The 17,755-nt window shown below is 73.9% G+C and carries 16 protein-coding genes; 7 read left to right on the forward strand and 9 right to left on the reverse strand.

Translation table 11 applies throughout. The features are described from left to right. Nucleotides 1-70: 70 nt before the first annotated feature. The gene (locus ACZ4M3_RS22005; protein WP_467735078.1) at nt 71-463 is read right to left on the reverse strand and encodes a hypothetical protein; all 393 of its coding nucleotides are present in this window, start codon (nt 461-463) and stop codon (nt 71-73) included. A 382-nt stretch (nt 464-845) separates the two neighbouring features. On the opposite strand from ACZ4M3_RS22005, the gene ACZ4M3_RS22010 reads away from it, so the two are divergent. Further along, nucleotides 846-2,435, forward strand: a complete 1,590-nt coding sequence (locus ACZ4M3_RS22010; RefSeq protein ID WP_467735080.1) for a flavin-containing monooxygenase — start codon at nt 846-848, stop codon at nt 2,433-2,435. 180 nt (nt 2,436-2,615) lie between these two features. After that, a complete protein-coding gene (gene katG / locus ACZ4M3_RS22015; RefSeq protein ID WP_467735082.1) occupies nt 2,616-4,805 on the forward strand; it encodes a catalase/peroxidase HPI in 2,190 nt (729 codons plus the stop codon). Nucleotides 4,806-4,921: 116 nt separating this feature from the next. On the opposite strand, the gene ACZ4M3_RS22020 is transcribed toward katG, so the two are convergent. Together ACZ4M3_RS22020 and ACZ4M3_RS22025 are read right to left on the reverse strand one after the other, a co-directional pair. Further along, nucleotides 4,922-5,131 (reverse strand): DUF4287 domain-containing protein, encoded by a 210-nt coding sequence (locus ACZ4M3_RS22020; protein WP_467735084.1) that lies wholly within the window; start codon nt 5,129-5,131, stop codon nt 4,922-4,924. A gap of 68 nt (nt 5,132-5,199) precedes the next feature. Next, the gene (locus ACZ4M3_RS22025; RefSeq protein WP_467735475.1) at nt 5,200-5,820 is read right to left on the reverse strand and encodes a DUF998 domain-containing protein; all 621 of its coding nucleotides are present in this window, start codon (nt 5,818-5,820) and stop codon (nt 5,200-5,202) included. Nucleotides 5,821-5,850: 30 nt separating this feature from the next. Here ACZ4M3_RS22025 and ACZ4M3_RS22030 point away from each other — a divergent pair, with 30 nt between their 5' ends. Continuing rightward, nucleotides 5,851-6,150: a TetR/AcrR family transcriptional regulator C-terminal domain-containing protein gene (locus ACZ4M3_RS22030; RefSeq protein ID WP_467735477.1), complete on the forward strand. Its 300-nt coding sequence runs from the start codon at nt 5,851-5,853 to the stop codon at nt 6,148-6,150. 118 nt (nt 6,151-6,268) lie between these two features. Continuing rightward, the gene (gene thpR / locus ACZ4M3_RS22035) at nt 6,269-6,856 is read left to right on the forward strand and encodes an RNA 2',3'-cyclic phosphodiesterase (protein ID WP_467735086.1); all 588 of its coding nucleotides are present in this window, start codon (nt 6,269-6,271) and stop codon (nt 6,854-6,856) included. Between the two features lie 34 nt (nt 6,857-6,890). Here the strand turns inward: thpR and ACZ4M3_RS22040 are convergent, their stop codons facing one another. The 3 genes from ACZ4M3_RS22040 to ACZ4M3_RS22050 form a co-directional block, all read right to left on the reverse strand. Further along, a complete protein-coding gene (locus ACZ4M3_RS22040; protein WP_467735088.1) occupies nt 6,891-8,111 on the reverse strand; it encodes a cytochrome P450 family protein in 1,221 nt (406 codons plus the stop codon). Beyond that, nucleotides 8,108-8,764, reverse strand: coding sequence for a hypothetical protein (locus ACZ4M3_RS22045; protein ID WP_467735090.1), 657 nt, complete (start codon nt 8,762-8,764; stop codon nt 8,108-8,110). The genes ACZ4M3_RS22040 and ACZ4M3_RS22045 overlap by 4 nt, the downstream gene beginning before the upstream one ends. Before the next feature lie 330 nt (nt 8,765-9,094). Further along, nucleotides 9,095-10,273, reverse strand: coding sequence for an erythromycin esterase family protein (locus ACZ4M3_RS22050; protein ID WP_467735092.1), 1,179 nt, complete (start codon nt 10,271-10,273; stop codon nt 9,095-9,097). Nucleotides 10,274-10,331: 58 nt separating this feature from the next. Between ACZ4M3_RS22050 and ACZ4M3_RS22055 the strand changes: the two genes are divergently transcribed. Together ACZ4M3_RS22055 and ACZ4M3_RS22060 are read left to right on the forward strand one after the other, a co-directional pair. Next, nucleotides 10,332-11,069: a TioE family transcriptional regulator gene (locus tag ACZ4M3_RS22055; RefSeq protein ID WP_467735094.1), complete on the forward strand. Its 738-nt coding sequence runs from the start codon at nt 10,332-10,334 to the stop codon at nt 11,067-11,069. A gap of 185 nt (nt 11,070-11,254) precedes the next feature. Next, nucleotides 11,255-12,040 carry an ATP nucleotide 3'-pyrophosphokinase gene (locus ACZ4M3_RS22060; protein WP_467735096.1) on the forward strand — a complete coding sequence of 262 codons (786 nt, stop codon included), beginning with the start codon at nt 11,255-11,257 and terminating at the stop codon, nt 12,038-12,040. A gap of 37 nt (nt 12,041-12,077) precedes the next feature. Here ACZ4M3_RS22060 and ACZ4M3_RS22065 read toward each other — a convergent pair whose 3' ends face one another. Together ACZ4M3_RS22065 and ACZ4M3_RS22070 are read right to left on the reverse strand one after the other, a co-directional pair. Next, nucleotides 12,078-12,962: an aminoglycoside phosphotransferase family protein gene (locus ACZ4M3_RS22065; RefSeq protein WP_467735098.1), complete on the reverse strand. Its 885-nt coding sequence runs from the start codon at nt 12,960-12,962 to the stop codon at nt 12,078-12,080. Nucleotides 12,963-13,030: 68 nt separating this feature from the next. Beyond that, on the reverse strand, nt 13,031-14,893 hold the full coding sequence (locus ACZ4M3_RS22070) for a serine/threonine-protein kinase (RefSeq protein ID WP_467735100.1): 1,863 nt from the start codon (nt 14,891-14,893) through the stop codon (nt 13,031-13,033). 225 nt (nt 14,894-15,118) lie between these two features. On the opposite strand from ACZ4M3_RS22070, the gene ACZ4M3_RS22075 reads away from it, so the two are divergent. Further along, nucleotides 15,119-15,541 (forward strand): SRPBCC family protein, encoded by a 423-nt coding sequence (locus ACZ4M3_RS22075; RefSeq protein WP_467735102.1) that lies wholly within the window; start codon nt 15,119-15,121, stop codon nt 15,539-15,541. Here the strand turns inward: ACZ4M3_RS22075 and ACZ4M3_RS22080 are convergent. Continuing rightward, nucleotides 15,536-17,725 carry a S9 family peptidase gene (locus ACZ4M3_RS22080; RefSeq protein WP_467735479.1) on the reverse strand — a complete coding sequence of 730 codons (2,190 nt, stop codon included), beginning with the start codon at nt 17,723-17,725 and terminating at the stop codon, nt 15,536-15,538. The two genes, ACZ4M3_RS22075 and ACZ4M3_RS22080, sit on opposite strands and share 6 nt — an antisense overlap. Nucleotides 17,726-17,755: the final 30 nt, after the last annotated feature.

The raw sequence follows: 17,755 nt of genomic DNA on the forward strand, positions 1-17,755 counted from the left end.
CCCCGGTGGAATCCCGGCGCCACGCACCCCGGAGCCGGTCCGGCCCGGCCATGATCCGTCAGACACCCCCCTAGGGGGTCCGGCCGTGAGCCGCGTCCTCCATCGCCCGCAGGACCAGCCGGAACTCCGCCTCGTCGAGCGCTTCGATGACCTGCCGGAGCTGAACGGCGCAGCCGCCGACGAGGGAGGCCGCGACCTCCAGCACCGCGACCTCGCTCCGGGACGCCCGGCGCGACCAGCCCAGGGTGAGCATGAGCCGGCCGACCGCGTCCCAGTCGACCGTCCGACGTGTGCCGGACCGTTTGACCAGCGGCCGGTCGGCGGCGGTTTCGAGGGTCCGGTCCGCCATGAGGCGCCGTAGCCAGAAGCCGTTGTCGTGGGCGCCCAGCAGCCGGGTCGCGGCGCGCGTGCCTTCGTCGTCCGTGTCCTGGAGCAGGCTCTCCGCGAGCTCCGGACCAGTCATGCCGTCGGCCGTCACCGGCTTCTCCGATACTTCCGGGGTAGAGGGCCGGAACCAGCCCCCCCGGCCACTCTCGTTGACGCGGCCGCGGCCCGGCACGCATCCACGCCGTACGTCCGCCCGGCCGGCCGAGCCCGAGCCCGGCGGCCGCGGGCCCCGGGCCGTGCTTCGTTCGGGGGACCCCCGGCTCGCCTCATGGCTGCCCCGGACACCAGCATGGGACGTTTCTGCACCGGATTCCGCCGCCGGGAGCGCGGCGACGCGGGCGGAGCGAAGTGCGGATCATGCGTCGTATGAGCTTTCTGGAGAGGTTCGACCACCGGTGGTCCGCGCGCCCGGGCAGTGCTGAACGGCCGGGTACAGCGGGGCCGGCCGGGGGTGTGCGGTGATTCCCGTACAGGGCGGCCGGCCCGTGCGGGACGTGCGGGTCGTGGTGGTCGGAGCGGGTTTCTCCGGTCTCGGCGCCGCCATCCGGCTGCGTGAGGCGGGGTTCCGCGATGTGCTCGTGCTGGAGAAGGCGCCGCGGCTGGGCGGTACGTGGCGGGAGAACGCCTACCCGGGCTGCGCCTGCGACGTGCCCTCGACGCTCTACAGCTACTCCTTCACCCCGGACACGGCCTGGAGCCGCCTGTTCGCCGGGCAGGAGGAGATCCGCAGGTACCTCGCCGGCACCGCCGAGCGGTACGGGGTCGCCGAGGTGCTGCGCTGCGGCGTACAGGTGCTCGGAGCCCGCTGGGATCCGGCGGCCGGGCGCTGGCTGCTCGACACGAGCGACGGACCCTACCGGGCCGCGGTCCTGGTGATGGCCACCGGCCCGTGGCACGTCCCGCGCCCGTTGGACGTGCCGGGGCTCGACGGTTTCGCCGGGCCCGTGCTGCACACCGCCCGCTGGGACGACGGCGTCGACCTGGCCGGGAAGCGGGTGGCCGTGGTCGGCAGCGGCGCCTCCGCCGTGCAGGTCGTTCCCGCCATCGCCGGCCGGGCGGCGGCCGTACATCTCTTCCAGCGCACCGCCCAGTGGGTGCTGCCCAAACCCGACCTGCCCCTGTCCCCGGCGTTCCACCGGGTCGTGGGCCGGCTGCCCGGCGCCCGCGGCGGCCTGCGCGCCGCCCAGTACGCGCTACAGGAGAGCTTCGGTTACGCCTTCCGCCATCCCTCGCTCGCCCTGCTCCTCGAAGCGGGCGCCCGGGCGCACCTGCGACTCTCCGTTCCCGACCCGCGGCTGCGCCGCGCCCTGACCCCGTCCTACCGGCTCGGGTGCAAGCGCCTGCTCACCTCCAGCACCTACTACCCGGCCCTGAACCGGCCGCACGTCCGCCTGCACCCGACCGCGGTGCGCGCGGTGCGCGGCAACGAGATCGTCGGCGCCGACGGCACGGCCGCCGAGGCGGACGTCCTCATCACCGCCACCGGTTTCCGCGTCGGCGAACTGCCGCTGGCCCGGAACCTGTACGGGGCGCAGGGCCGGACCCTGCACGAGGCGTGGGGCGGCGAACCGCAGGCCTACCTGGGCACCACCGTCACCGGCTTCCCCAACCTGTTCCTGCTCCTGGGCCCCAACCTGCTGGGCGGCTCCACTTCCGCCATCACCGTGCTGGAAGCCCAGCTCAGCTACCTCACCGACGCCCTGACCCACCTCGACGGCAGCGGCAGCCAGGCGCTGGAGGTCCGGCCCGCCGTACAGACGACGCACAACAGCGCGGTACAGAAAGCGCTGGCGAGGACGGTGTACAACACCGGCGGCTGTACCAGCTACTACCTGGCCCCCAGCGGCCGCAACACCTTCGCCTGGCCCTGGTCGACCGGGCGCCTGACAGGTCGGCTCCACCGCTTCGACCCCGCCGCCTACACCTGGCACCTCCCCCGCGGACCCGTTCCCCTGTCCGGCCCGCGAGCAGCGGGGGACGCGGGTCGGGTTGAGGAACAGCCGGTGCCCGGCCGTGTCGAGGGGGTGGCGGGCCGCGCCGGTGCGTGAGGATGGGTCTCTCGCCGGCCGGTCTAGCCCCCGCGTACGACTGTTGCGGGTCTGGTGAGGCGTTTCCAGCTGGCGGGGCTCCATGGCGCGCGGGTCGCATTGCCCGCACCCGACAGGGCACCCGACGTCAAGAGCAGGCAGCCAGCAGAAGGAAACACCGAGACAGGAAGAAGGACGGACGTGTCCGGCAGCGAAAGCGAGAACCCGGTAATCCCCTCCCCGACGCCCGTGCCGACCCGACCCAGGTCGAACCGGGACTGGTGGCCGAACCAGCTGGACCTACAAGTCCTCCACCAGCACTCGCCCCGGTCCAATCCGATGGGCGAGGACTTCGACTACGCGCGCGAGTTCGCGACGCTCGACGTCGACGCGCTGAAGCAGGACGTCTTCGATGTGATGACGACGTCGCAGGACTGGTGGCCTGCCGACTACGGGCACTACGGGCCGCTCTTCATCCGGATGAGCTGGCATTCCGCGGGCACGTACCGCATCGCCGACGGCCGGGGCGGTGGCGGCGCCGGCGCACAGCGCTTCGCCCCGCTCAACAGCTGGCCGGACAACGTGAGCCTGGACAAGGCCCGCCGGCTGCTCTGGCCCGTCAAGCAGAAGTACGGCCAGAAGATCTCATGGGCCGATCTGCTGGTCTTCGCCGGCAACTGCGCGATGGAATCGATGGGGTTCAAGACGTTCGGGTTCGGCTTCGGGCGAGAGGACGTCTGGGAGCCCGAGGAGATCTTCTGGGGGCCCGAGGACACCTGGCTCGGGGACGAGCGCTACAGCGGCGACCGGGAACTCTCCGGTCCGTTGGGCGCCGTGCAGATGGGACTGATCTACGTCAATCCCGAAGGACCCAACGGCAACCCGGACCCGATGGCGGCCGCCCGGGACATCCGCGAGACGTTCGGGCGCATGGCGATGAACGACGAGGAGACGGCCGCGCTCATCATCGGCGGCCACACCTTCGGCAAGTGCCACGGAGCGGTCGACCCCGAGTACATCGGTCCGGAGCCCGAAGGCTGCCCCATCGAGCAGCAGGGCCTCGGCTGGAAGAACACGTACGGCAGCGGCGTGGGCGTCCACGCGCTCACCAGCGGGCTGGAGGGCGCGTGGACCACCGCCCCGACGCAGTGGGACAACGGGTACCTGGACAACCTCTTCGGGTACGACTGGGAGCTGACGACCAGCCCCGCCGGTGCGAAGCAGTGGACCCCCAAGGATCCCGGGGCGCAGGGCACGGTGCCCGACGCCCACGATCCGTCGAAGCGGCACGCCCCCATGATGCTGACGACGGACCTCGCGCTGAAGGTGGATCCGGTCTACGGGCCGATCGCCAAGAGCTTCCACGAGAACCCGGACAAGCTCGCCGAGGCGTTCGGCAAGGCCTGGTACAAGCTGCTGCACCGCGACATGGGCCCCCTCTCGCGCTACCTCGGCCCGTGGATCCCCGAGCCGCAGCTGTGGCAGGACCCGGTCCCCGCGGTCGACCACGAGCTGGTCTCGGCCGAGGACATCGCCGCCCTCAAGAACACGGTGCTGGCCTCGGGCTTGTCCCTGTCCCAGCTGGTCACCACCGCTTGGGCGGCGGCGGCGAGCTTCCGGGGCACCGACAAGCGCGGTGGGGCCAACGGGGCCCGGATCCGGCTCGCGCCGCAGAAGGACTGGGAGGTCAACGACCGCCCCGAGGTGGCCGAGGTGCTGCGGACCCTGGAGCAGGTCCGGCAGGAATTCAACCAGTCACGTACGGGCGCGACGAAGGTTTCGCTCGCGGACCTGATCGTGCTGGGTGGCTGTGCGGCCGTGGAGCAGGCCGCGAAGAACGCCGGGTACGACGTCAAGGTGCCGTTCGCGCCGGGGCGTACGGACGCCTCGCAGGAGCAGACCGACGTGGAGGCGTTCGCCGTGCTGGAACCGCGGGCGGATGCCTTCCGCAACTACCTGCGGGCGGGCGAGAAGCTGTCGCCGGAGACGCTCATGCTGGACCGCGCCAACCTGCTGACGCTGACCGCTCCCGAGATGACGGTCCTGATCGGCGGCATGCGGGCGTTGAACGCCAACTTCGGCGGGTCCTCCCACGGCGTCTTCACCCAGCGGCCGGAGACGTTGACGAACGACTTCTTCGTCAACCTGCTCGACATGGGCACCGAGTGGAAGGCGTCGGAGTCGGCCGAGAACGTCTACGAAGGCCGGGACCGCGCGACGGGCAAGGCGAAGTGGACCGCCACGGCCGTCGACCTCGTCTTCGGTTCTGACTCCCAGCTCCGGGCCGTCGCGGAGGTCTACGCGTCCCAGGACGCTGGAGAGAAGTTCGTGCGTGACTTCGTGCACGCGTGGGACAAGGTCATGAACCTCGACCGGTTCGACCTCGCCTGAGCCTGGTGTCCGGGCCGGCCCGGTCTCCGGCCGGCCGGCCCGGACAGCCGCGGGCGGCATGGCGCGGGAGGGGCGGTCGGCGCCTTGGGCGTCGTCGGCCCGCGCCGGGTCAGGGCTCACCTGCCGCGGTCGGCCAGCGTGTGCGCGACCAGCGCGTTGGCGTGACCGTGGCCCAGGCCGTGCTCGGCCTTGAGCCAGGCGACGAGTTCCATGTGCTTGGTCAGCGGTGAGGTGCGGATGAGGCTCCGCCACTCCTCTATCGGGCGGCCGTACTTCTTCTCGATCGCGGGGAAGTAGCTGGCGGGGCCCTTTACCGGTGCGGTCATCTCACATCGTCCTGTCTGTCGGTCGGTGATGTCTTGGTGCGGTTTCTGCGGACGGTGGCGCGGCGCCGCTACTGCCGCGCGGGGAAGGTCAGGCGGGCGGTGACGGCGCTGAGCCCGAGCAGACCGAGTCCTGCTCCGACGGTGAAGGCCGCCACTGTGGTGGCCGAGGCGGCGAATCCGGCGAGGACCCCCACCGGAACGAGGCGGGCGGCGAGTGCCCATCCGCGCATCCGGCGGGCGGCGAAGTGCCGGGCGAGCACGAGGAACGCGGCGCACAGCGCGAGGTAGCCGACCGTGCCGCTGAGCATGTGGACGGTGCCGTGTGCGCTCAGCGAGGCGACCCGGTCCTCGGGGGCTCCGGCGGGGAACCCGGCCCCGGGGTCGGCGGGGAAGACCCCGGCGAGCAGGAACGAGGCACCGAACACGCCGAGCAGCCCGGGCGCCCAGGTGCCGCCGCGCATGTCGCGCAACGCCTGGCGCACGGCGATCGCGCCGCCGATGATCAGCAGGCCGGTGAGCAGGAAGGCGGTGACCTGGATCCAGCCGAGGCCGCCGAGGCTGAGCTGGCTGAGGGCGTTACGGGTGAAGTCGAACCCGTCCCGGGTCAGGCCCTGGGCCAGGGCCGCCGCGAGGACATCCCGACCGACGCCGCCAACCTGGAAGAGAACCTGACCCGGCTCGCCCGCCAGTTCCTGGCCGCCCTCACCCACCCCCAGGTCATCCAGTTGCGGCGCCTGATCATCGCCAACGCCGACGTCTTCCCCGACCTGGGTACCGAGTGGTACGAGCGGGGCTTCGAACGAGGGCTCGCCACGCTGGCGGCAACCTTCCAGCGGCTGGCCGACCAGGGGCTGCTCCGTATCGACGACGCCTTCCTGGCCGCGAACCACTTCTCCGGCCTGCTGCTGTCGATCCCGGTGAACAGGGCCATGTTCACCGGCCGGTCCCAGGACACCGACGCCGACCTCGACCGCTACGCCGCCGCCGGCACCCGCGCCTTCCTCGCCGCCTACCGCTGAGCACCGCCGCTCTCCACTCCGGGTGAGGACAACGAGTTGCCGGGTCGCCCCGGTGGGAGAGGCGTCCGCACCTGGCCGGTGCGGACGTCCCGGCCGGTGGTGGTGTACTAAGTCCTTCGTGAACGAACAGAAACCGGCTCCGACCGTCCGCGTGTTCATAGCGCTGGCCCCGCCCGATGACGCCAAGGAAGAGCTGGCGCGCGAGCTGCGGTCCGCCTACGAGGCGTACCCGCGGATGCGGTGGAACCGCATCGAGGACTGGCACATCACCCTGGCGTTCCTCGGCGAGCTGCCGGTGGCGACCGTGCCGCTGCTCCGGGCGCCGCTCGCGGAACTCGCGGCGCGGAGCCGGCCGGTGGAACTGGCTCTGCGCGGCGGCGGGCACTTCGACGAGCGGGTGCTGTGGAGCGGGCTGGAGGGGGACCTCGACGGGCTGCACCGGCTCACCGGCGAAGTCCGGCGCGTGGTCAGGGAGTGCGGTGTCGCCTTCGAGGACCGGCCGCTGCGTCCCCATCTGACGCTGGCCCGATCGCGCCGCGACGACCCGTCCAGCGTGGTGAAGGCCGCCGGCGGACTCGCCGCGTTCACCGGCCGGCGGTGGCGGGCCGAGCGCCTGCACCTGGTGGGCAGCAACGTCGGCCGGGGCCCCGGGCCGATCCATTACCGCGACATCGAAGCGTGGGACTTCCGGGGCGGCGAACGCTAACGGCCACCGGGCCTTTCCGGTCAGGGCACCAGCCTCAGCCGCCGGGTGTGAAGGTGACGGGCAGGCTCCGCGGGCCGCGCAGTCCGCCGGGGCGCCAGCGGATCTCCTGCGGCGGCACGGCAAGGGCCAGCCCGGGGAGCCGGCGCAGCGCGGTCCCGATGGCGGTCTGCCCTTCCAGCCGGGCCAGCGGAGCCCCCAGGCAGTAGTGGATGCCGTGCCCGAAGGCGAGGTGGGCGTTGTCCCGCCGGGTGATGTCCAGCCGGTCGGGGCCGGGGAACTGGGCCGGGTCGCGGTCGGCGATGGCCGAGGCGATCAACACGGTCGCGCCGCGCGGGACGCTCACGCCCGCGATCTCGACGTCTTCGCGGGCGAACCGGGCGATGCCGGGGCTGACCGGGCCGTCGTAGCGGAGGAACTCCTCGATCGCGCCCGGCAGCAGCTCGGGGTCCGAGCGCAGCAGGTCGAGCTGGTCCGGGTGCGCGAGCAGCATGTTGATGCCGCCGCCGATCAGGTTGACCGTGGTGATGTACCCGGCGGCCAGCAGCAGGAAGACCATGGCGATCAGCTCGTCCTCGGTCAGCCGCTGTTCCTCGTCCCGGGCGGTGACGAGGGCGCTGAGCAGGTCGTCGCCGGGGTGTGCCCGTTTGGCCTGGACGAGCCCGGTCAGGTAGCCGCGCATGTGCTGCCAGGCCTCGTTCAGCACGGCGGGATCCGGTGGCTCCGCGCCCCGCGTGATCATGCGGTCGGTCCAGCGCTGGAAGTCGTGGCGTTCGTCCACCGGTACTCCGAGCAGTTCGCTGATCACCGTGACGGGGAGCGGCAGGGCGAAGTCCGCGACGAGGTCGGCGCGGCCTAGCGGGGCGACCGCGTCCAGCAGCCGGTCGGTGACGGCCTGGATCCGGGGCCGCATCGCGGCCACCCGTCGGGCGGTGAACGCCTTGGAGACCAGGCGGCGCAGCCGGGTGTGATCGGGCGGGTCGCTGCGCAGCATGTTGCCCAGCACCGACTCGCGCTCCGTTTCGGGCAGCTGTTGCCGGAGCCGGCCGTCTGAGGCGTCGCGTACGTCGCTGCTGAGGCGCGAGTCGGACAGGGCCGCGAGCCCGTCCGCGTACCGGGTGACGAGCCAGGCGTCCAGGCCGCCGGCGATGACGACGCGGCGTACGGGGCCGTCCTCGCGCAGTTGCCGGTACAACGGGAAGGGGTCCGCGAGGAAGGCCGGGTCGGCGTAGGGCAGGAGAACCGGTCGCTCGTTCATGGTGCCTCCGGGAGTGCGTCGCCCGCCGCGCCGGGCCGTCCGAGGGCCGCGACGGTTTCGACGGTGGACACGATCCGTACCACCGCCGGTGCGGCGGGGGCGGACCCGAAGCCGAACCGCACGGGCGGGGCGACCGGAGCGAGCGGGCCGAGGTCGACCCCGTCCAGGTGTGCGGCGGCGAGGGAGATCGGCCGCAGGTCCCGGGCCGCGTACCACTGGCGGCAGCCGGGGCGCGAGCTGCCCCGGGTCCGTACGCCGGGCAGCAGGCGGGCGGGCACGCCGGTCAGGGCCGCCCAGGCCGGGCGGCGCGCGAGCGGCGGTGGAACGGCCCGGAGCGCGAGGCCGAGCGCTCCCCGGCGGCCGACGGCGAAGCGCAGGTCCAGCGGCCCCGCCCCGACGTCCCACCCGGTGTCCCGCCTGTGCACCCGCACCGGCACGGTCCGGACCTCGTCGAAGTGGTAGACGCCCGCCACGTACTCGGCGGTGCGGGCGGTGGGGGCCAGCAGCAGGCGATGTCCGTCGCCGCGCTCCAGCATCACGTCGCTGAACGGCCCGAAGGGCGAGTGGAGCCAGTGGCCGACGACCACCCGGGTGCCGGACCCCGTTCCGACGGCGGCGATCCAGCCGTCGAACGTCAGCCGCTCGCGTCTCACTCCGGTGGTATGCCCGGCCCGCCGCGGAGCAAGCACGGATTCGTCGGCCACCGTCGCGGCGGGCCCGGCCCGGACGTCAGCCTCGGCGGCCAGAACCCGTGCGGTGCCGCGGGAACGCGAAGCACCCGGACGCGAGGAGCAGACGGTGTCGCCGGGCACGCGGCGCTAAGGGCTGTCCCGTAGTCCGCGGCGGGTCAGCGCGCGGTGTCAGATGCGGTGCATCGCAAGGCGGAGGGTCGTCCTCAGACTGGGCCCATTCGGGCGGTCCCGACAACGTGGCGAGGTGCCGTAGCTGGCGCCGCGCGCCCGCCGGGGATTACGGGACAGCCCTTAGCTCTGCGGTACGTCCCTGACGAACACGATCCCGTCGATGGCCGCCAGGTGGGCCGGGTCGAGGGAGGCGTAGCCGAACCACGGGGAGGTGCGGGGCGCGGGCCGCGGGTCGCCGAGGGCGGTGGCCAGGTGCGAGGGGTCGACGATGCCGCGGTCCTCCGGGAGCGCGTACAGGAGTCCTTCGAGGGTGTCCGGCGGCGGCGCGTCCACCCCCCGGTGCCGGATCGTGCCGAGGGCCGTGGCCACGAAGGCGTACTGCGCGCCGAGCCGGGCGCTCACCAGCGCCCCGGCGCTCCACCACTCCAGCGGCGTCCCGCCCATCCGCATCGAGCTCTTCTCCCGCTGGAGGTGGGAGTTGTGGGCGTGGATGAGTACCGGGCCCCGGGCGGCGACGGCCAGCAGGTTGTCGGCCATCATCTGGTCCCGCACGCCCACCAGCCGGGTCATCCGGGCCGCCGAGGTGTCGGCCATCCAGAAGTGGTAGCGCAGCAGGCCGGTGGCAGTGCGTCCGTACAGGCGGGCCCGGTCCACGTCGTCCCGCGAGGTCGCCGTGAGCAGGTACGGCGTCTGCGCGTCGAGCAGTGCCACGAGGTCGTCGGCGTGCAGGCGCAGTTCCCCGGCTTCGGCCGACTGCCCGACGGAGCGCGCCGGGTCGGTCATCACGGCGGGATCGGTCCACCGGTCGTCGTCGCCGAGCAGGCGGTCGAGCGTTGCCGCGGTGCAGGAAAACAGGTCAGCCCGCACATGGGCCGAGAGGAAGTCATGGAGTGCGGTGAGCGCCTGCCGGGGGCTCGCGGCGCCGGTGATCTCCAGCGGGCCGTCGCACCCGGCGAAGCGGAGCCGGTCGGACGCGGGCCGGCCGTCGTTGTGGGCGCGCATCCAGCGTACGAGTTCGCGGTTGGCCGCGGAGGCGCCCCAGCCGTGGCTGAATCCGCGTGCCATGACCTCGTCCAGGGTGCCCGTGCCCGAGGTGACGTAGTCGTCCACGACCAGGGCCGCCAGGCAGTCGCTCTCGATCGCGACGGTCCGGTAGCCCTCCTGCTCGACCAGGTGCCGGAAGAGCTCGTTGCGCAGTTCGAGCAGGGAGTCCTCGCCGTGGGTGGGCTCCCCCAGGGCCAGCACCCGCGGCCTGCCCGGAAGCAGCTTCATGAGGGTGTCTTTGATGTCTGTGACCATGCCTTCAACGGTATCGTTGAAGCGTCGTTTGAGACTTGGCCGCGATAGTCTGGGCCGCGTGGGACGAAACCTTCAAAGGGGCGGGCACCTCAGGCCGATCGACCTGGCGCGCGGGCACGGTCTGTCGACGCAGGCCGTCCGGAATTACGAGGCGGCCGGCATCCTTCCGGCCGCCGACCGCACGCCGCACGGTTACCGCACCTATTCGCCGCTGCACGCGCGGGCCCTGGGTGCGTTCCTCGCCCTGGTGGCGGGCCACGGCCACCAGGCGTCGACGTCGATCATGCAGGCCGTGAACCGGGGCGCGGTCGACGAGGCGTTGCGCCTCATCGACGAGGGGCACGCCCAGCTGCTGGAGGACCGGCGCACGCTCCGGGCCGTGGAGAGCGCCCTGCGCGATCTGGCGCCCGCCGCGCAGGCCGGACCCGATGCGGCGGTGTCCGGGTCCGGCGGCAGCAGGTTCATCGGACCGTTGGCGCAGGAGCTGGGCATCCGCCCGGCGACGCTGCGCGCATGGGAGCGCGCCGGGCTGGTACGGCCGCGCCGTGACCGGCTGACCGGGTACCGCGTCTACGACGGGGCCGACGTACGCGACGCCCGGCTGGCCCACCAGCTGAGGCGGGGCGGCTACCGGCTGGACCGGATCGCCCCGCTGATCGGCCAAGTCCGGTCGGCGGGCGGGGTGGAGCCGCTGGCGGCCGCCCTGTGCGACTGGCACGGGCGGCTGTTCGCCCGGGGGCGGGCGATGCTGGCCGGCGCGGCCGAGCTGGAGGCGTACCTCCGCGAACGCGGATGAGGCCCCGGGCCACTTGGCCGGCTAGGACGAGGGGGTCCGGCTGAGCGGTCCGGCCGGCCGGGCCGCGAACGGCCCAGCCGAAACCGGCCAAAGATCACCGGGTGCGCCGGAAGGAGACACTTCGGCCCTGGGCGGTCAGTTGTGCCTCGCGTACCGATTCCCGCACGAGAGCAGGACCGACCCGGATGAACATCGCCCGTACCCTCACCCGAGCCGCCGTCGCGGCCGCGCTGACCACCGCGCTCGGGAGCGGCTTCACCACGACCGCCGGCGCCGCCCCGGCCACCACGAGCCCCTCCCCCGCGGCCGGGGCCCGGCAACCCGGCGACGGGTGGACCGGTGAAGGCGGGCTCTCGCTGAGTTCGGCGGACAACCAGCGCGTCGAGGAGTACATGGACGACGCCCGGCGGGCGGAGCGGTCCATCAGCCCCCAGGTACGGGCGGCCGCCTGGATGGCGGGTGCGGAGGTGATCGGCTTCGAGAACCGGCTCAAGTCCCCCGAATCCCTCAAGCGGAAGGTAGCCACCTCGCTGCGCGAGCACCCCGGGCAGAGCGCCGACGCGGTTCTGGCCACCCTCGGCGACGCGGTGCGCTACACGCTCCAGTGGGGCGACGGCCGGTACACCTCGGGAGTCACCACCGCCTCCCAGGCGCTGTCCGCCTGGGGCAACGACAGCACCAAGTGGTCCAACACCTGGGGCCGCGCCGCCGGGTACAGGGGGCTCAACACCGGTTGGCGGGCGCCTGGTTCGGGGCAGTTGTTCGAGGTCCAGTTCCACACCCCCGAGAGCAAGTGGGCGCAGGAAGCCACCCACAAGCTCTACGAGGAGCAGCGCCTGCCGTCGACCGGCCCCGAACGCAAGCGGGAGCTCCAGGAGCAGCAGGACGCGATCTTCGCGGCGGTCCCCGTCCCGGTGGGAGCGGACCGGCTGACCGCGCCCGCTTCCCCGGCCCGGGTACCGGCGGGCTGACCAGTACCGGCCGTTCCCCCGGGCGCGGGGGAACGGTTCAGCCTTCGTCCAGCACCGCCCGGATCACGTGGCGGGCGTTGTGGGCCATCGCGGGGTTCGTCGTGCGGTAGTGGGGCAGCGCGATCAGCGCCTGGGAGAGGGTCCGGGCGCGACCGCGGATCCAGGTCGCGTCGTCCACGGCCAGCGCCTCGCGGAAGACCTCCCTCGCACCGGCCGGCAGCAGGTTCCACGCCGGGAAGAGATCACAGGCCGGATCTCCCGCCCCCGCACACCCGAAGTCGATCACCGCGGCCAGCCGGCCGCCCTCGACCAGCACGTTGCCCGGCATCAGGTCGGCGTGCAGCCACACCGGCGGCCCGTCCCGGTCCGGGGCCCGCGCCGCCTCCTCCCACACGGCGGCCACGGCATCGCAGTCGATGCCCTCCTGCGGGATCCCGCGCAGCTGCTCGATCGCCGTGCGGGTCTCGGCGTCGAGCGAGCGGAGCGGGCCGCCGCGGTGTGCCTTCGGCGCGGCCGGCAGGTTGACGCTCCGCATCGCCGCCACGAACTCGGCCAGATCCCGGGCGAGCAGCTCGGGTTCATGCAGCGCCCCCGCTTCGGGATGCTCGCCCGCCAGCCACCGGTACACCGACCAGCGCCACGGATACCCCTGGGCCGGCTCCCCGGCCCCGAGCACCTCGGGGATGCGCGTGGGCAGGTGGGGTGCCAGGCGGGGCAGCCACTCCTGCTCCATCGACACGTCCTCGGCCCCGCCCCGCACCAGGGGCAGCCTGACGACCATGTGGTCGCCCAGTCGGTACATGGCGTTGACCGTCCCGCCGGACGGCCAGCGCTCCAGCGCGAGTCCTGCCCACTGCGGGAACCGGCCCGCGACCAGCCGTCGTACGAGGCCCTCGTCCACGGGGTGCGTACCGGGATGCATCCGTCTTGCCGTCACGGCCGCCATCCGAACACCGGTCGCGGACGGGCGTCAACCGCCTTTCCGCTCGCTCAGGCCTGGGTCCAGCGCTGAGAGGCCTCTCCGCCGCACGTCGTCGTCACCAGGCCGCCGGTCATGCCCACGTCGAGGCAGCCGCCGTAGTCGCTCCGCAGACTGCCGCCCGCGCCCGTGCGCCAGAGCCGGCCGCCGTCCTGGGCGCAGTCGCCCACGAAGACGGCCTGTTCCAGTCCGTTGGAGTAGAGACAGGCACCGCTCTGCTGGTTGACGAGTTTGAAGCTGCCGTCCGACCTGCTCTTCACGGTCCAGCGGGCCGACGAGTCCCCACAGTCGCCGTTGTACGAAGAGCCGTACACCTGCGTGATGCACTTGCCGTTGTCGCCGTTGCGGTAGCGGTGCGTGCCCGAAGCGGGGGGCGGGGTGGTCGGGGACGTCGCGCCGCCGGCGCCGCCCGGGCTGCCGGCGCCGCCCGGGCTTCCCGAGCCGTTCTGCTGGCCGGTGCCGGTGCCGGTGCTGGTACCCGGTCCGGGGCCCGGGCCGGGGCCCGGGCCGGGGCCCGCGCCCGGGGCGGTGCCCCCGGCCGAGCCGGGCTGGGTGCCGCCCGCCCCGCCCTGTCCCTTGCCGTCGCTGCCGCCTTGAGCGGCGTCCTGGGCGGGGGAGGCCGGCGGTGACGCCGTACCCGGCGGGCTACCGGCCGGTGTTGACGGCGGTGTGACGGCCGGCGCCGACGGGGAGGGGGAAGCCGGGGCCGAGGCGGCCGGGTCGGCCTTCGCCTCGGCCCGGGGCGTGGACGCGTACGGCAGGTGCTGGATGACGAGTGTCGTCCCGCCCGCGACGATGACGACCGGGACGACGGCGAGGAGGATCCGGGTACGGCGGCGCCGCTCCGGTCGTTCCGGACGGGACCCGGCCTCGGGCGCGGGGGCCGGCCCGGGGCCCGTCACCCGCTCCGGTTCCGGCTTCCCGGCGGCGAGCGGGACCGTCGGTACGTCGACCTCCTGCACGTCGGCGGCGAAGGCGGCCCGCTCCGACAGGCGCTCGGTGACGGCCGCGGGCCACAGCGGCGCGGCGGACGGCCCGCGGCCCGTGGCGCGTTCGAGGAGTTCGGCGGCTGTCGGACGGCCCTCGGGGTCCTTGTCGAGGCAGGCCGCGACCACTTCGGCGAGGTCCGGCTCCAGTTCGCGCAGTGGTTCCAGGTCGGGCTCTTCGTGCACGATGCGGTACAGCACGCCGTGCCCGGATTCGTCGCCGAACGGCGGCCGGCCGCACGCCGCGTAGGCCAGTACCGAGCCCAGGGCGAACACGTCGGTGGCGCCGCTCAACCGCTTCTTGCCCGAGGCTTGTTCGGGGGCCATGTAGGCGGGGGTGCCCACCACCATGCCGGTCCGGGTCAGCTGGCTCTGTTCGGCGGCCCGGGCGACGCCGAAGTCGATGAGGGTGAGCCCGTCGAGGGTCAGCATGACGTTGGACGGCTTGAGGTCGCGGTGCACCATGTCCAGCGCGTGTACGGACGCCAGGCTTGCCGCCGCCTCCCGCAGCAGCAGCCACAGGGCGGCCGCGGGCAGCGGGCCGCCGTGCGTCTCGATGGCCTCCCGCAACGTGAGCCCGGGGATGTAGGCGGTGGCGAACCACGGGGGGCGCGCGGTGCGGTCGCTTTCGATCAGCGGCGCGGTGGCCTCCGCCGGCAGCCGGGAGAGGTTGTCCAGTTCGTGGCCGAACCGGCGGACGAAGTCCCCGTCCTCGCCGACCACGGAAGCCAGCAGTTGCTTGACGGCGACGTACCGGCCGTCGCGGACCCCGAGGTACACCCGCCCCATCCCGCCGGCCCCGAGCCGGCCCGCCAGCGCGATCGACCCGATCCGTGGCGGATCCTCCGCCTCCAGCGGCTCGGCTCCGCTCCCCCGCAGCTCTAACACGTCAGCCCCGCTCGAATTGGAATCAGTTTCTAGAAATCTACCCGATGGGAATGACGGTGAGGGATCCCGGTGAGGACGACCCGGCGACGGGAACCCCGGCCGCGGGCCGGCGCCCTGCCGGGTGGCGGGCGAACGGGTGGGCTTCGGCTCCGCGGCGGCTTCGGCGCCGGACGGCCGGGCATGCGTGGGATCGAACGTCCCCCGAGCCCACGAACGGCAGCAGCGATGACCGAGTACGAACGCTCCCGCACCATGCCCGCCCCGCCCGAGCAGGTCTTCGACCGGGCGGCCGACATCGACCGGCTCGACGGCTGGCTCCCGGAGGGCCTGCACGTACGGGCCGACGGCCTGCCCGCCGGCACCGTTCACGAGGACCGCACCGACGCGGACACCTCCGGGTTGCTCCGCGCCCAGCGCGAACAGATGCAGATCGAATGGGGCACCCGCGAGCAGGGCGGCTACACCGGCTGGCTCCAAGTCGCGGGCATCGGCAGCGGCGCCAGCGAGGTGACGGTGCACCTGTCGTTCTTCGACCCGGCCACGACCCCGGCGAGCAGGCCGGGTACGACGCCCTCGACACGAGCCTGGGGCGGCTGGCGGATCGGGTGCGGCTGCGCGACGCGGAAGGCTGACCGCCCGGCGTCATGAGCCCGGCCGCGCCTGGCCGGGCTCGGCGCCGAGGTGCTGTTCCAGCCAGTCCGCGGCGGCCCGCCGGTAGCGGCGGCGGTTGTCCGCCCGCAGGAACTCGTGCCCCTCGTTGCGCAGGGTGAGCAGTTCGGCCGGCACCCCGCGGTCGCGCGCCGCGCGGACGAACTGCTCCGATTCCGTCGGCGGCACGTTCGTGTCGTGCTCGCCGTGGACGGCCAGTACGGGCGCGCGCAGCCGGTCGATGCGGCTCATCGGGGACAGGGCCCGCAGCAGCTCCCGGTCGTGCTCGGGGTGGCCGTACTTCGCCGCGGCCGACTGGGCGATCCACGGCTCGGTACCTGCGAAGAAGGTGGCGAAGTCCGACATGCCGCACACGGCGACGCCGGTGCGGAACAGGTCGGGGTGGCTGACCAGCGAGGCCATGGTGAGGTAGCCGCCGTAGGAGCGGCCCATCACCGCCAGCCGCAGGGGGTCCGCGTAGCCGTGGGCGACCACGTGGGCGGCGCAGTCCGCGACGTCGTCGATGGCCGCGAACCGGCCCGCGCCGAGGTCGGCGTCGACGAACGACCGGCCCCAGCCGGAGGAGCCGCGCACGTCGGGGGCGAACACGTCCATGCCCCGGCCCAGGAGTTCGTGGTAGAGCGGGCTGAACACGGGCCTTTCCTGCTCCTCGGGACCGCCGTGCAGGTGGATCACGCACGGCGCCGGACGGCCCGGATCGCGTTCCGGCGACCGGTAGTACCAGCCGCCGAGCATCAGCCCGTCCCGGGCCCGGCAGCGCAGCGGCACCGGGCTGACGGGCGGCCGCCCGGGCGGCGCCGCGTCCTCGTCGCGCGCCGACCAGCCGGTGCGCACCGGGGCGAAGCCGCCCGTCAGGTCCCAGATGCCGGGCCGGCGCCGGGATCCGGACAGGGCGGCGAACAGACCGCCGCGCCCCACGGGTGCCATGCGGGTCACCACTTCGTGCGGCAGGGCCGTCCGGTGGTGCGGTCCGAGGCCGTCGTCCGAGTCGGCGGCGGGCAGGCCTGCGCTCTCCAGTTCGCTCGCCCCGTGCACGTTCCAGGCGAGCAGCGCCCATCCGCCGTGGTCGGGCAGGCTCAGCAGGTCCAGGGCCGTGTGCCGCCGTTCGGCGGCCACCGACAGGTCCCGCAGGGCGCCGTCCTCGTCCAGCCGGGCCCTGAGGAGGGCGGCGAACTCCCGGTCGGCGTCGCTGCGCAGCCACAGGACGCGCGAGTCGGCCGAGAGCCTGCCGATCCACGGATCTCCGTCGGCGACCGGCAGCCGGAAGGTGGTGCGTCCGGTGGCCGTGTCGAGCAGGAGGGCTTCGCGGCGCCCGCGCGGGCCGCGGCGCAGCAGCGCGAAGCGGCCTTCCGCTCCGATGTCGCAGACGCGCAGGGAGGCGGCGCCCGCTTCGCCGAACAGCAGGACGGGGGCCCGGGTGCCGTCGGGGTCGAGGAGGTAGGCGGCCAGGCCCCCACTCGTGGCCGCGTCCCCGTCGGCCGGCGCCGGCGGTACGGGTACCAGGCCCGGCACGACCGTCGGGTACGGGCCGGACGCAGTCCGGTGGGCGGGGCCGAGCAGGGTCGCGCGGCCGTCGCGTTCGGTCCAGGCCGCGCCCGGGGAGCCCTCGGGCAGGGGCGGGTCGGCGTCCTGCGGGAGGTGGCCGGCGCCGCTGTGGGCCCCCGCGGCGGCGGGCGGCTGGGCGACGGTGACGGCCAGGGCCGACCCGTCGCGGGTCCAGCAGCCAAGGTGGGCGGAGGCCCCGGGTTCGGCGCCCGCGAGCACCCGCCGGCCGGTCCCGTCGGGGCGCACCACGAGGACGCGCGTGTGCTCGCCGCCGCCCGGGGCGGCGGTGTAGGCGATCCAGCGGCCGTCGGGTGACCAGGACACCTCGGTCACCGGGTCGGGGTCCGCGTCGAGGACGTGGGCTTCGCCGCCGCGGGCGGGGCCGCTCCACAGCTGTGGCACGCCGGCCCGGTCGCAGATGTACGCCACGTGGTCACCGGCGGGGGCGGCCGAGGGGTACCAGCACCCGTGGGCGGTGAGCAGCGTCGGCGGGTCCGCCGCGCCGGTGCCGGCGAGGTGTACCGGGACCGGAGCGGCGGGGTGGTCGGGAACCGGGCCCGGCGCCCACGCGCCGGCGGGCCGGGAACGGTGCTGCAGTGCGGAGCGGTCCGGGGGCATGTGGGCCTCTTCGAGGGCTTCCGGGGCGGT

This window comes from Streptomyces sp. NPDC026522 (assembly GCF_055567555.1).

Bases quoted from the DNA above. Each gene is read 5' to 3' on its own strand.
- ACZ4M3_RS22065 (WP_467735098.1), bottom strand. From the start codon at position 12,962: ATGCATCCCGGTACGCACCCCGTGGACGAGGGCCTCGTACGACGGCTG.
- ACZ4M3_RS22040 (WP_467735088.1), bottom strand. From the start codon at position 8,111: ATGAACGAGCGACCGGTTCTCCTGCCCTACGCCGACCCGGCCTTCCTC.
- ACZ4M3_RS22060 (WP_467735096.1), top strand. From the start codon at position 11,255: ATGAACATCGCCCGTACCCTCACCCGAGCCGCCGTCGCGGCCGCGCTG.
- ACZ4M3_RS22020 (WP_467735084.1), bottom strand. From the start codon at position 5,131: ATGACCGCACCGGTAAAGGGCCCCGCCAGCTACTTCCCCGCGATCGAG.
- ACZ4M3_RS22080 (WP_467735479.1), bottom strand. From the start codon at position 17,725: ATGCCCCCGGACCGCTCCGCACTGCAGCACCGTTCCCGGCCCGCCGGC.
- ACZ4M3_RS22075 (WP_467735102.1), top strand. From the start codon at position 15,119: ATGACCGAGTACGAACGCTCCCGCACCATGCCCGCCCCGCCCGAGCAG.
- ACZ4M3_RS22005 (WP_467735078.1), bottom strand. From the start codon at position 463: ATGACTGGTCCGGAGCTCGCGGAGAGCCTGCTCCAGGACACGGACGAC.
- ACZ4M3_RS22050 (WP_467735092.1), bottom strand. From the start codon at position 10,273: ATGGTCACAGACATCAAAGACACCCTCATGAAGCTGCTTCCGGGCAGG.